Origin of the sequence: Streptomyces sp. Y2F8-2 (genome assembly GCF_014905555.1) — a bacterium.
Lineage (GTDB): Bacteria > Actinomycetota > Actinomycetes > Streptomycetales > Streptomycetaceae > Streptomyces > Streptomyces cynarae.
Genome location: NZ_BNGS01000001.1, coordinates 524,168 through 536,829, shown reverse-complemented (window position 1 = coordinate 536,829; position 12,662 = coordinate 524,168). Strand labels below are relative to the sequence as shown.

The window sequence follows — 12,662 nt, the reverse complement described above, 5'->3', positions numbered from 1 at the left end:
CTCGTGGCGGTGATGTGTCGTACTCCACACTGGGTTCCGGTGCCTGAGTCCTCGGAGCGCGGCCGGCCCGCCCCTGGCGGCGGGTCCGACACCCCCGCGGTTCCGCTCACCGACGTACCGCTGCCGCACGCCTGAAGCAGCGACATTCCTGGAGGTCGCCCCCCGTGCAGACCCAGACCCTCACCCAACCGGACATCCTGAACGACGAGCCGGCCGCGGAGGCCGGCGTCCTCCCGGCGGTTCCGCCGCAGAACCGGCTCGCGCACCACCCCGAGACGGAGGCCGAGCCGGAACCACCGGGCCCGTCCGAGCTCGAGGAGCCGCTCGACGCCGTCGAACCCGCTGAACCCGTCGAAGCCCCGCGCGACCGTGCCGACACCGGTGGCCCCTCCTCCGACCTGTTCCGCCAGTATCTGCGCGAGATCGGCCGCATCCCGCTGCTGACGGCCGCCGAGGAGGTCGAACTCGCCCGCCGCGTCGAAGCCGGCCTGTTCGCCGAGGAGAAGCTCCTCAACACCCCCGACCTGGACATCCGGCTGGCGCTCGACCTGGACCGGCTCGTCGTCATGGGGCGCATGGCCAAGCGGCGGCTGATCGAGGCCAATCTGCGTCTCGTCGTCTCCGTCGCCAAGCGGTACGTCGGCCGCGGGCTGACCATGCTCGACCTCGTGCAGGAGGGGAACCTCGGTCTGATCAGGGCGGTCGAGAAGTTCGACTACGCCCGCGGCTACAAGTTCTCCACGTACGCGACCTGGTGGATCCGGCAGGCCATGTCCCGCGCCCTCGCCGACCAGGCCCGCACGATCCGTGTCCCGGTCCACGTCGTCGAGCTGATCAACCGGGTCATCCGCGTCCAGCGCCGCATGCTCCAGGAACGCGGCTACGAACCCACCCCGGAAGAGGTCGCCGCGCATCTTGAGCTGCCCAGCGAGCGGGTCAGCGAGGTGCTGCGGCTCGCCCAGGAGCCCGTCTCCCTGCACGCCCCCGTCGGCGAGGAGGACGACGTGGCCCTCGGCGACCTCATCGAGGACGGCGACGCCGCCAGCCCGGTCGAGTCCGCGGCGTTCCTGCTGCTCAGGGAGCACCTGGAAGCGGTCCTGTCCACGCTGGGGGAGAGGGAGCGCAAGGTCGTGCAGCTGCGGTACGGACTCGTCGACGGCCGCCCCCGCACCCTGGAGGAGATAGGCCGCATCTTCGGCGTCACCCGCGAACGCATCCGCCAGATCGAGTCCAAGACGCTGAACAAGCTCCGCGACCACGCCTTCGCGGACCAGCTCAGGGGCTACCTGGACTGACGTCGGGGTGCCGCTCCCGAGCCGTAGCTGCGGGCAGTCGTGCCTCCCCCGGTGCCTTAACGGCCTGGGAGGTGCCCCCAGGGGCGGCACGGGTGGGCGCAGCGGCACCCCCGACGCCGGGCAACTGCTCAGTCCACCTCGGCGACAGCCTGGGCGAACTGTGCCTTGTACAGCCGTGCGTACGCCCCGTCCGCGGCCAACAGCTCCGTGTGCGAGCCCTGTTCGACGATGGAGCCGTTCTCCATCACGAGGATCGTGTCGGCGTCCCGGATCGTCGACAGCCGGTGCGCGATCACGAACGACGTCCGCCCGTGCGCCAGCTTCGCCATCGCCTTCTGGATCAGCACCTCGGTCCGCGTGTCCACGGAACTCGTCGCCTCGTCCAGCACCAGGATCACCGGGTCCGACAGGAACGCCCGCGCGATCGTGATGAGCTGCTTCTCACCCGCGCTGACCCCCGTCCCCTCGTCGTCGATCACCGTGTCGTAGCCGTCCGGCAGCGTACGGATGAACCGGTCCGCGTGGGCCGCCCGCGCCGCCTCCTCGATCTCGCTGCGCGTGACCTTCCGGGAGGCGCCGTAGGCGATGTTCTCCGCGATGGTGCCGCCGAACAGCCAGGTGTCCTGCAGCACCATCCCGATCGAGGACCGCAGTTCGTCCCGGGACATCTTCGCGATGTCGACCCCGTCGAGCGTGATCCGTCCGCCGGTGACGTCGTAGAAGCGCATCAGCAGGTTGACGAGCGTGGTCTTGCCCGCTCCCGTCGGGCCGACGATCGCGACCGTCTGGCCCGGCTCCACCTTCAGCGACAGGTTCTCGATGAGCGGCTTCTCCGGGTCGTAGCGGAACGACACGTTCTCCAGCGCGACCCGCCCGCGCAGCTCCTCCGGGCGCAGCCCGCGCTCGGGGTCGGCCCCCTGCTCCTCCGCGTCCAGCAGCTCGAAGATCCGCTCCGCCGATGCGACACCCGACTGCACCAGGTTCGCCATCGACGCGACCTGAGTGAGCGGCATCGAGAACTGCCGCGAGTACTGGATGAAGGCCTGCACATCACCGATCGACAGGGCGCCCGACGCGACCCGGAGACCGCCGACCACCGCGACCAGCACATAGTTCAGGTTGGACACGAACATCATCAGCGGCTGCATCACACCGCTGTTGAACTGCGCCCGGAACCCCGCCTCGTACAGCGCCTCGTTCTGTTCCGCGAACTGCCTGGCCGACTCCTCCTGCCGACCGAACACCTTCACCAGCGTGTGCCCGGTGTACATCTCCTCGATGTGGGCGTTCAGCTTGCCGGTGGTGCGCCACTGCTGCACGAAGTGCGGCTGCGACCGCTTGCCCACACGGGTCGCGACGAAGAACGACAGCGGCACGGTCACCAGGGCGACCAGCGCCAGCAGCCACGACACCCAGAACATCACCGCCAGCACGCCGACGATCGTCAGCAGCGAGTTGATGAGCTGGCCCATCGACTGCGACAGCGTCTGCTGGATGTTGTCGATGTCGTTGGTCGCGCGGCTGAGCACCTCACCGCGCTGCCGCTGGTCGAAGTACGACAGCGGAAGCCGCGACAGCTTCGCCTGCACGTCCTCACGGATGCGGTAGATCGTCCTGTTGATGGCCCGGTTGGAGAGCCTCGTCGACACCGCCATCAGCAGGCCGGCCACCAGGAACGTGCACAGCGCGAGCAGCAGGACGTTCCCCACGGCACCGAAGTCGATGCCCTTGCCCGGGGTGAAGTCCGTGCCGGAGAGCATGTCGGCGATGCCGCCCTGGCCGCGCTTCCGCATGGAGTCGAGGACCTGTTCCTTGCTCAGGCCCGCCGGCATCTGACGGCCGATGATCCCGGCGAAGACGAGGTCCGTCGCCCTGCCCAGGATCTTCGGTCCGACCACGGACAGCCCGACGCTCAGCACACCGCAGACCAGCATCGCGATCATGGTGGGGCGTTCGGGTGCGAACTGGGCGAGGAGCCGTTTCCCGGACCCCTTGAAGTCCATCGAGCGCTGGTCGGGGCCGCCCCCGCCCATCATCCCCCGCATGGGCCCGGCCATCAGGCAGCCTCCGCTTCCGTGAGCTGGGAGAGCACGATCTCCCGGTAGGTCTCGTTGCCCGCCATCAGCTCGTGGTGGCGGCCGGTGCCGACGACACGGCCCTCGTCCAGGACGACGATCCGGTCGGCGCCCCGGATGGTCGCCACCCGCTGGGCGACGATGACGACGGTCGCCTCGGCGGTCTCCCGGGTGAGCGCCGCCCGCAGGGCCGCGTCGGTGGCGTAGTCGAGGGCGGAGAAGGAGTCGTCGAAGAGGTAGATCTCCGGGCGCTGCACCAGGGTGCGGGCGATCGCGAGGCGCTGCCGCTGGCCACCGGAGACGTTGGTGCCGCCCTGCGCGATGGGGGAGTCCAGGCCGTTCTCCAGCTTGGAGACGAAGTCCTTGGCCTGCGCCACCTCCAGCGCGTGCCACAGCTCCTCGTCGGTGGCGTCCGGATTGCCGTAGCGCAGGTTCGTGGCGACCGTGCCCGCGAACAGGTACGGCTTCTGCGGCACCAGTCCGACCGTCTTGGCCAGCAGCGTCGGTTCGATCTCCCGCACGTTCACACCGTCCACGAGGACCTCGCCCTCGGTGGCGTCGAACAGGCGGGGGATCAGCCCGAGCAGGGTGGACTTGCCGCTTCCGGTGGACCCGATGACGGCCGTGATCTCGCCGGGCCGCGCCACCAGGTCGATGGCCTTGAGCACCGGCTCCTCGGCACCCGGATAGCGGAACCCGGCGCCCCGGATCTCCAGATGACCGTGCCGGCGCAGTTCGGCTACGGGCGCGGTGGGCGGTACGACGCTGGAGGAGGTGTCGAGGACGTCCTGGATGCGCTCGGCGCAGACCTCCGCGCGCGGCACCATCATGAACATGAAGGTGGCCATCATCACGGACATGACGATCTGCATGAGGTAGGCGAGGAACGCCGTCAGGTCGCCGATCTGCATGCCGCCGCTGTCGATGCGGTGCGCGCCGAACCACACCACGGCGATCGAGGAGAGGTTCACCACGGTCATCACGATGGGGAACATCAGCGCCAGCGTGCGGCCGGTGGCGAGGGCCACGTCGGTGAGCTCGGTGTTCGAGCCCTTGAAGCGCTCCTTCTCGTAGTCGTCGCGGACGAAGGCGCGGATGACCCGGTTGCCGGAGATCTGCTCGCGCAGCACCCGGTTCACCGTGTCGAGGCGGACCTGCATGCTGCGGAACAGCGGCCGCAGCCGGCGCACGATCAGCGTCACGGAGATGCCGAGCACGGGCACCACGGCGACCAGGACACCGGACAGCGGCACGTCCAGACCGAGCGCCAGGACGATGCCGCCCACGCACATGATCGGCGCCGACACCATCAGGGTGAACGTCATCAGGGCGAGCATCTGCACCTGCTGCACGTCGTTCGTGGTGCGGGTGATCAGCGACGGCGCGCCGAAGTGACCCACCTCACGGGAGGAGAACGACTGCACCCGGTCGAAGACGGCTGCCCTGATGTCCCGGCCTACGGCCGACGCGGTCCGGGCTCCGAAGTAGACGGCGCCCATGTTGCACACGACCTGGCCCATCGAGACCCCGATCATGAGGCCGCCGAAGGTCAGGATGTAGTTCGTGTCCCCCTTCACGACACCGTTGTCGATGATGTGCGCGTTCAGGGTGGGCAGATAGAGCGTGGCGCAGGTCTGCAGGAACTGCAGCAGCACCAGCAGGGCTATCGGTTTCTTGTACGGGCCCATATGGGCCCTCAGAAGTCGTATGAGCACGCGGAGTCTCTCGGAGTGGTCGACGAAAAGGGAGGCGGTCGGTGGTGCACCACGCCCTATCGTCGAACACTCCACCCGCGTTACCTCAACCGATTAAGCCGACAGCGGTCATAAGACCGAGCGGCCTCGGCCTTCGGGCGTAGTCCTGAAGGGTGGTGACGTGCGTCACCGCCGGGCGGCCGCCGTACGGGTGACGCCCCGTGAGATGGGCGTCACGGCCGCCTCTACGGCCGCGACGATCAGCGCGTCTACGGGCGGAACGCTCCCGGATGCGTCTGCTCGCGTACCGACACGTACTGCTGCCGTACGGCCTGGCCCACCGCGAGCTCCTCGCCCGGCTCCAGGACCTGGGCCGCCGCGCCCTGCCACGGGGGCGGGGTGCGCGGGTCGAGGGTGCCCCGGGAGACGCCGAGCGACCAGGCCGCCTGGCGGGCCGCGCCGATGGCCGCGTAGTCCGCGGGCTGGGGGACGACGACCTGCGCGCCGAACAGCGAGGGCGCCGCGGCCTGCACGGCGGGCAGCTCCGCGGCGGCGCCCAGCAGGAAGATCCGCCGCACCTCCACGCCGCGCCCGCGCAGCACGTCCAGCGCGTCCGCGAGCCCGCACAGCATGCCCTCGAACGCGGCCCGCGCCAGGTGCTCCGGCTTCATCGACTCGCGCCGCAGCCCGGCCAGGGTGCCCGCGGTGTGCGGCAGGTTCGGGGTCCGCTCGCCCTCCAGGTAGGGGAGCAGGACGAGCCCGTGCGAGCCTGGCGTCGACTTCATCGCCAGGTCGGACAGCGACTCGAGGTCCGGCAGGCCGAGGAGTTCGGCGGTGCCGCGCAGGGTGCGCACGGCGTTGAGGGTGGTCACCACCGGCAGGTGCATGCCCGTGGCGTCCGCCAGCGAGGTGATCATCCCGGAGGAGTCGACGAGCGCCTCGGGGTGGACGGCCATCACGGACCCGGAGGCACCGAGCGAGACCACCGCGTCGCCGAGCCCGATGCCCAGACCCAGCGCGGCGGCCATGGTCTCCCCGGTGCCGGCGGAGATCAGCAGCCCTTCCGGAGTCGTACCGGCCGCCTCGGAGGGGCCGATCACCTCGGGCACCATGGCCTGGTGGCCGAGGGCCAGCTCGACGAGGTCGCTGCGATAGGTGCCGGTCGCCGCCGACCAGTACCCGGTCCCGGAGGCGCCGCCCCGGTCGGTGGTCCGCCTCACGGGGCGGCCGAGCAGCTGCCACACCAGCCAGTCGTGGGCCTGCATCAGCACGGCGGTGCGGAGCGCGTTGTCGGGCTCCGTCTTGGCGAGCCAGCGCAGCTTGGTCACGGGCTGCGCGGCCTGCGGGACGCAGCCGACTGCCTCGGCCCAGGCCTGCCGGCCGCCGAGCGCGTCGATCAGGTCGGCCGCCGCCACCTGTGCCCGCTTGTCGCCGCCGACCAGCGCGGGCCGCACGGTGGCGCCCTGTGTGTCGAGCGGGACCAGCGCGTTCGCCTGCGCGGAGACTCCGATGGCCTGCACGCCCTCCAGGAGCCCGCCGCCGGCCGCCTCCCCGAGCGACAGCAGCCAGGCCTGCGGGTCGATGTCGGAGGGACGGCCTCCACCCTCGAGGGTCTCCACCGGATGCGGCGCATACCCCTGCCTGAGCACGGCCCCCGTGTCCGTGTCGCAGACGACGATACGAGTGAAATCGGGTGAACTGTCCAACCCGGCGACTATCCCCATGGCGGAATTCTGCCGTACGGAAGGGGGTGGACGTGCGCGCCGGGAGGAGCCGCGGGGCCCTCCCGGCGCGCACGTCACCGATCCGCGGTCAGCTGTTGCTGGTGCCCCAGTCGTCGGGGCCGCTGCCGTTCGTGCCGCGTTCGCGCAGTGAGCGCACGCGGTCGGCGACCGAGTCGGGCATGTGATCGCCCACCTTGGCCCCCACCGCGTGGAGGGCCTTCCCGGCGATCTCGCGGCCCTGGTGGGCGGCGGTCTCGGCGGTGTTGCGCACGGCAGGGTTCTGCGCGACCTGCCGGGCGGATTTCTTCAACTGCTCGTAACGCTCGCGCCCGGCCCGTGTGCCCAGCACATAGCCCAGGACCAGCCCGGCGACGAACGTGAGCCGATAGCGCATGGCGGCCATCCTTCCCTTGCGTCTGCGTCGTCCCTTGCGTGGGCGCCGGTGTCGAGGAGTACCGGTTGGCGGAGCACCCCCCTGCTTGCGCTAATGTATGTGTCGCAGCGAGCGAGCGCCCCCTGGCGGATACCCGGGGAGGTACGTTCGATGCAACGAGGCATTCCTCCGTAGCTCAATTGGCAGAGCAGCCGGCTGTTAACCGGCAGGTTACTGGTTCGAGTCCAGTCGGGGGAGCTCGGTCCTCCGTAGCTCAATTGGCAGAGCAGCCGGCTGTTAACCGGCAGGTTACTGGTTCGAGTCCAGTCGGGGGAGCATGCTGAACGAGGACCCTTCGGGGTCCTTTTTCATGCCCGGGGGAACCGCCGCGCCCGCGGCGAAGTCCTCAAGGTCATGAAGGGCCGCGGAAGACGACCATCCGAAGCAGGAGATCGTATGAGCGGCTATGCTGCGGCAGACGGCGCGCACACATGTACGCGACGCGCCGTGACGGGGCGGTAGCTCAGCCGGTTAGAGCAGCGGACTCATAATCCGTCGGCCGTGGGTTCGAGTCCCACCCGCCCCACTGGGCGCTACACGCGCAGAAGCGTTTCTATCCAGAGAAGCGCAAGAAGGAGGGCCGCCACGCCAGCGTGGCGGCCCTCCTTCACTCCCTCAGACCAAGATCCAGGGGCGTTGTCCACCCTCACCGGTTCCACCGGCGGCGTCCTCGCGAAGGTCCGAGGAGGTCGACGGGGCCTGCGCTTGCGGTGCTCACCCTTGGCTGTGAGCTGCTCCTGGACGACGCGGGAGCGGCGGTGGACGCCGTCCGGCATGGGGCACCAGGTGTAGGTGGCGTCGAGCGCCGCGTGGGGGTGTGGATCGCGCCGAGGGAGACGGACTCGTCGCCGAGTGTGGAGACCTCGATGCGCGGGGTGGTCAGGCCGGACAGCTCGACGAGACGCCTGAGGCGTCGGGACACCCAGCCGGGGGGAAGAGGCCCGCCGTTCTCGTGGGTACAGACGTGTTCGGACTCGACCCGGGCATCTCCCGCTCGCCGGTGGTTCACGGGTCAGCGGGCGTCGCCCACATCCACCACCCGCTGGAACTGGTCACGCGCCGCGCGGAGGCAGCCCGCCGCCGCGTAAGCGTGGCCCAGGCGGGTGCGGATGTCCATTTCGAGCCAGTCGTGGCCGGGTGCGGGAATGCGGGACAGCAACTCGAACCGCTGGAGGGCGAGTCCGTGGAAGGCCATGGCCGCCAGCAGGTCTCCCTCGGCTTGTTCGACCGTACCGAGGCGGGTCAGGCTGCGGGCGCAGAAGAAGAGGTCCCCGGACTGCTCGGCGAGGTCGAGCGCCTGGCGTAACAGGGTCTTCGCCTCGCCGTGCCGACCGAGCCTGAGGTGGCCGTCGGCGGCGATGCTCAGGATCCTGCCGAGCTGGTGCGGCCTGCCGATCGCTTCGGCGTGGACACGGGCCTCGGCATAGTGGGCCAGCGCCTCTTCGTCCCGTCCCGCGTACTGGTGGGCGCGGCCCAGAATGAGCAGGGACATGCAGCTGGCCCAGTGGTCGTTCCCCGGGCGGGATACGTCCAGTGCCGCGGTGACGTGGGCGATCGCCAGGTCTCCCTCGCCCACACTCACGTGGACGGAACCCAGTCCGGCGAGCGCCCGGGACTCATTGAGCCGGTCGCCGCGGCTCCGGCTGAGGTGCAGTCCCTCGGTGAACAGGGCGCGCGACTGCGCATACCGGCGCTGGTACACGGCGGTGTAGGCCAGGCAGCCCCTGAGCGACGTGGCCATCCGGGCGTCGGTGCTCTCCGTCACGCGCGCCAGCGTGATCTCCAGAGCCGTCTGCGACTCGTGATAGCGGCCCTGCCGGGTGAAGTAGTCGCACAGGGCCTCCGCGATCCAGCAGGCGAAGTCGATCTCGCCGTAGGCGACCGCGTGCCCGACGACATCGGGGAGTTCGCCGCCTGCCGCGTCCAGCCAGGCCTCCGCGTCCCGCCAGTCCTCGAACAGTGCCTCGGCGGGCCGGGGGCCGGTGGGGAAACTCACCGCGCCCCAGTCACTGGCGGTCCGCGCCGCGTCGAGGACCACTCGCAGCGCCGCGCGGCGCGCGACGGCCGCCTCCTCCGGCACCGCTTCCGCGACCCGGCGGGCGAACACCCGCACCAGGTCGTGCAGCCGGTAGCGGCCCGGCCGCGGCTCCTGGAGCAGGCTCACATCGACCAGGCTCGCCAGGATCCGCTCGGTCGCGCGGGCCGGCAGGCCGAGCATGGCCGCAGGCATCAGCGCGTCGAACTCGACGGTCGGCACCAACCCCAGGGCGCGGAAGGCCCGTTGCTGCGAAGGGGTCAGATGCTGGTCGTACGACAGTCGAAAGTTGGCCTCCACACTGCGCTTCCCGGCGGTCAGCTCCTCCATACGTCCCTCGTCGCCCGCCATCCGGTCCACCTGCCCCCGCACCGGCCAGCTCCGTCGGTTCTGCAGCCGCGACCCGGCGATGCGCAGCGCCAGCGGCAGGCCGTCGCAGAGTTCGGCCAGCCGGTTCACGGCCTCCAGGTCGTCGTTCGCGCGCTCCGCGCCGATGAGATGGGTGAGCAGGGCAACCGAGTCCGCGCTGGTCAGGGGCTCCAGGGTGATCCGGCGGTCGGCGTCGAGTTCGGTGAGCCGGCGCCGGCTTCCCACCAGCACCCTGCTGCCGGCCCCGGCGGGCAGCAACGGGCGGATCTGATCGGCGTCCAGGGCGTCGTCCAGGACCAGCAGCAGCCGTAGCCCACTCGTCGCGGTCCGCCAGGCGGCGGTGAGTTCGTCGAGGTCGGCGGGCAGCTCGCCCTTGGCCGCGCCGAGCGAGCGCAGCAGGCGTTGCAGGGCCTGCTCCGGGGACTGCCGCCGCTGGGTGCTGTGGGCACGCAGGTCGACGAAGAGGCAGCCGTCCGGGTACTCGGTGCAGATTTCGCGGGCCGCGCGGACGACGAGGGCGCTCTTGCCGACGCCGGCCGGGCCGTCCACGGTCAGGACGGCCACCGACTCCGGCGGAAACGGCTCCGTGAGTAGCCGCAGTGCATCCTTGCGGCCGATCAAGTACCCGGCGTCGCCCGGCAATTGGTTGACAGTACGGCGGAGGTGGGGCGGTTGGTCGGCGGCGGGCCGGGGGTGGGGCAGCTTGTCGGCGGCCCGGTCGGCGCGGGACCGTTCGTCGGCGGCGGCGTGGACGCGCGGCAGCAGCCCGGCGTCCCGGCGCAGCACGGCCAGGTGCACCCCGGCCAGTTCCGGCCCTGGATCCACGCCCAGTTCCTCCTCCAGGCGCCCGCGCATCTCCTCGAAGACGCGCAGCGCGTCGCCCTGGCGTCCGCTGCCGTACAGGGCCCGCATGCGGTAGGCGGCCAGCGACTCATCGAGCAGATCGGCGGTGGAGGGGGCGGCGAAGTCGTCCAGCGCGTCCGCGTACCGGCCGAGCAGCATCAGGCACTCCAGGCGGGCGAGCCTGAGCTCCCGCCGACGCATGGCCAGTCGGTCCCGCTCGGCATCGGCGAACGGACCGGGCAGGCCGGCCAGCGGCTCGCCCCGGAACAGGGCGAGCGCGGCGGCCAGTTGGTCGGCGGCGGTGGCCGGGTCGCCGTTCTGCCTGGTGCGCAGCGCCTCTACGGCCCGCTCCTCCAGGTCCGTCACATCGAGTACGGCCGTGTCGGCGACGAAGCCGTACCAGCCCTGTCCGCTGCGGATCACCGATTCGGCGGGCGGCGTGTTCTCGGGGTCGAGCCTGCTGCGCAGTTGCTTGACGTAGATGGCCAGCAAATTGCGCCCGGACAAGGGCGCTTCCGTACCCCACACCGCGTCGAGCAGCCGCTCGTGGCCGGCCCTGCCCCATCGGCCGAGCAGCAGAGCGGCCAGGAGGGCCTGCGCCTTGACCGATCCCAACTCCAGGAGTGTGCCGTCCCGCCAGGCCCGCAACGGCCCGAGCAGCTCGATCCGCAGCCGCTGAGGAGCTTCGCCGCCCACCACCCCAAAACCCCCCGCCCCCGCGCACCAGCGGCGCTTCATCGCCAGTACATCGCCGCCTGCCATGGTCGCAGACCTGACAGTGTGCCGCCGCGCATCGCGGGGAGTGAAGGGAGTTCTGGTGACCGAAGTGGAGTTGGTGGCCGCCGCCCTGGCCGCGGGAGCCTCGGCGGGGCTCACGGACACGGCACGCGAAGCCGTCCGCGATCTGTACGCCCGGCTGCGCGACCGGCTGGCCGGTAAGGGGGATTACGGCGTACGCGTCCTGGACGCGCATGAGTCGGACCCCGACGCGTGGGGGACACGGCTGACCGAGGTGCTCACCGGCATGGGGTTGGAGCGGGACGAGGAGATCCTCGCCGCCTCCCGCCGCGTCCTGCTCGGCGCGGAACGCCGGCTCGGGGCCATGATCGTGGACGCCCGCGGCGCCCGGGGGGTGCTGAACGGCGACCACAGCACTCAGAACAACACGTTCAACTGACGGCACGTCATCCATGCCTTCTCAGTTCGACGTGAACGCCTCCGGCGCCCAGGGCGTGCTGAACGGCGACAACAACACCCAGAACAACCAGTGGATCGTGGTCGGCGCCCGGACCCTGCTGACCGTAGTGCTGGTCGCGGCCACCGCCGCCGTGGGGACGCTCGCGTTCACGGTGTACGACAAGGACGCGCAGTCGAAGGTGTCGCCGTCCGAGACGCCCTTCTCGCAGGCGTCGTCGTCCTGGAAGCCGGAGTCCGCCCCGACCACCGACACCGCGACACCCTCCGAGAAGGAATCCGAAGCGACCCCCGAGGACAGCGAAGAACCCGTCTCCGAGCCGCCGAGCCCCACGGCCTTCGACGTCACGACGCTCGACGACGAGGCCACCGACGGCACCCCGGCCACCCCCTCGGCACTGCTCGCGGCCTCTTTCACGGACTCCAAAGGCGTGACATACACGCGCCGCAGCCAGGGTGTGCACTCCTGCGCCCAGGCGGGCCGCAGCGCCGAAGTGCGTGCCACGCTCGCGCGCCTGGGCTGCTCGGGCGGTGACATCGTCACCGGTTCGTACATCGACGCGGGTGGAAACATCATGGTCTCGGCGGTGGTTGTCCCGTTCGCCGACAAGGGCACCGCCGGCAGTGCCTATCAGCAGTTCAAGAACACCCCCACCGGGGACTGGTCCTACTGGTGCCCGCTGGAGGGCACCGGCTCCGCGGTCTGCCGCGACTCCGATGCGCTCCAGGCGACCCAGTTCGGCTACACGAGCTGGAAACACCGGTATCTGATCCGCACGGTGGCCCTCTACATCGACCTGCGGCAGGACAACGGCGTCCTGCCCTGGCTGGTGGCGGCGTCCAACCAGGGTTGCGTGTCGGCGGGACCGGACAACTACCCGGCAAACCGGTGACGTGTCGTCAAGTCGACGACATGGCCCCCTTTACGCTGTTCAGCGGGGCGGAAGGTGCGGTGTCGGTCGTGGTCCGGTGCGCCGCTCCGCGGAGGCCGTGGTCGACG

7 protein-coding genes, 3 tRNA genes and 2 pseudogenes are annotated in these 12,662 nt (G+C 70.6%); 6 read left to right on the top strand and 6 right to left on the bottom strand.

What is annotated here, in order from left to right; genetic code table 11:
- Positions 1 to 39: 39 nt before the first annotated feature.
- Positions 40 to 1,295 (top strand): annotated as a pseudogene (locus tag SY2F82_RS02465) (RNA polymerase sigma factor).
- 128 nt (positions 1,296 to 1,423) lie between these two features.
- On the opposite strand, the gene SY2F82_RS02460 reads toward SY2F82_RS02465, so the two are convergent.
- The 4 genes from SY2F82_RS02460 to SY2F82_RS02445 all read right to left on the bottom strand — a co-directional run bounded on the left by SY2F82_RS02460 (position 1,424) and on the right by SY2F82_RS02445 (position 7,182).
- The gene (locus SY2F82_RS02460) at positions 1,424 to 3,352 is read right to left on the bottom strand and encodes an ABC transporter ATP-binding protein (RefSeq protein ID WP_200417239.1); all 1,929 of its coding nucleotides are present in this window, start codon (positions 3,350 to 3,352) and stop codon (positions 1,424 to 1,426) included.
- Entirely contained in the window at positions 3,352 to 5,085 is a 1,734-nt protein-coding gene (locus SY2F82_RS02455; RefSeq protein ID WP_200417238.1) for an ABC transporter ATP-binding protein, read from the bottom strand. The genes SY2F82_RS02460 and SY2F82_RS02455 overlap by 1 nt, the downstream gene beginning before the upstream one ends.
- Before the next feature lie 248 nt (positions 5,086 to 5,333).
- Positions 5,334 to 6,788: an FGGY-family carbohydrate kinase gene (locus SY2F82_RS02450; protein WP_200417237.1), complete on the bottom strand. Its 1,455-nt coding sequence runs from the start codon at positions 6,786 to 6,788 to the stop codon at positions 5,334 to 5,336.
- Between the two features lie 88 nt (positions 6,789 to 6,876).
- The gene (locus SY2F82_RS02445; RefSeq protein WP_200417236.1) at positions 6,877 to 7,182 is read right to left on the bottom strand and encodes a YtxH domain-containing protein; all 306 of its coding nucleotides are present in this window, start codon (positions 7,180 to 7,182) and stop codon (positions 6,877 to 6,879) included.
- Positions 7,183 to 7,346: 164 nt separating this feature from the next.
- Here SY2F82_RS02445 and SY2F82_RS02440 point away from each other — a divergent pair.
- The 3 genes from SY2F82_RS02440 to SY2F82_RS02430 all read left to right on the top strand — a co-directional run bounded on the left by SY2F82_RS02440 (position 7,347) and on the right by SY2F82_RS02430 (position 7,747).
- Positions 7,347 to 7,419: transfer RNA gene (locus SY2F82_RS02440), tRNA-Asn, on the top strand.
- Positions 7,420 to 7,424: 5 nt separating this feature from the next.
- Positions 7,425 to 7,497: transfer RNA gene (locus SY2F82_RS02435), tRNA-Asn, on the top strand.
- Between the two features lie 176 nt (positions 7,498 to 7,673).
- Positions 7,674 to 7,747: transfer RNA gene (locus SY2F82_RS02430), tRNA-Ile, on the top strand.
- Between the two features lie 156 nt (positions 7,748 to 7,903).
- Here SY2F82_RS02430 and SY2F82_RS38600 read toward each other — a convergent pair.
- A pseudogene (locus SY2F82_RS38600) lies at positions 7,904 to 8,018 on the bottom strand (VapC toxin family PIN domain ribonuclease); the annotation flags it as partial.
- A 215-nt stretch (positions 8,019 to 8,233) separates the two neighbouring features.
- Positions 8,234 to 11,230 (bottom strand): BTAD domain-containing putative transcriptional regulator, encoded by a 2,997-nt coding sequence (locus SY2F82_RS02425; protein ID WP_236041053.1) that lies wholly within the window; start codon positions 11,228 to 11,230, stop codon positions 8,234 to 8,236.
- Positions 11,231 to 11,285: 55 nt separating this feature from the next.
- On the opposite strand from SY2F82_RS02425, the gene SY2F82_RS02420 reads away from it, so the two are divergent.
- Positions 11,286 to 11,645 carry a hypothetical protein gene (locus SY2F82_RS02420; protein ID WP_200417235.1) on the top strand — a complete coding sequence of 120 codons (360 nt, stop codon included), beginning with the start codon at positions 11,286 to 11,288 and terminating at the stop codon, positions 11,643 to 11,645.
- A gap of 13 nt (positions 11,646 to 11,658) precedes the next feature.
- Positions 11,659 to 12,555 (top strand): hypothetical protein, encoded by an 897-nt coding sequence (locus SY2F82_RS02415; RefSeq protein WP_200417234.1) that lies wholly within the window; start codon positions 11,659 to 11,661, stop codon positions 12,553 to 12,555.
- Positions 12,556 to 12,662 lie beyond the last annotated feature (107 nt).

Bases quoted from the DNA above. Each gene is read 5' to 3' on its own strand.
- SY2F82_RS02460 (WP_200417239.1), bottom strand. From the start codon at position 3,352: ATGGCCGGGCCCATGCGGGGGATGATGGGCGGGGGCGGCCCCGACCAG.
- SY2F82_RS02450 (WP_200417237.1), bottom strand. From the start codon at position 6,788: ATGGGGATAGTCGCCGGGTTGGACAGTTCACCCGATTTCACTCGTATC.
- SY2F82_RS02445 (WP_200417236.1), bottom strand. From the start codon at position 7,182: ATGCGCTATCGGCTCACGTTCGTCGCCGGGCTGGTCCTGGGCTATGTG.
- SY2F82_RS02425 (WP_236041053.1), bottom strand. From the start codon at position 11,230: ATGGCAGGCGGCGATGTACTGGCGATGAAGCGCCGCTGGTGCGCGGGG.
- SY2F82_RS02415 (WP_200417234.1), top strand. From the start codon at position 11,659: ATGCCTTCTCAGTTCGACGTGAACGCCTCCGGCGCCCAGGGCGTGCTG.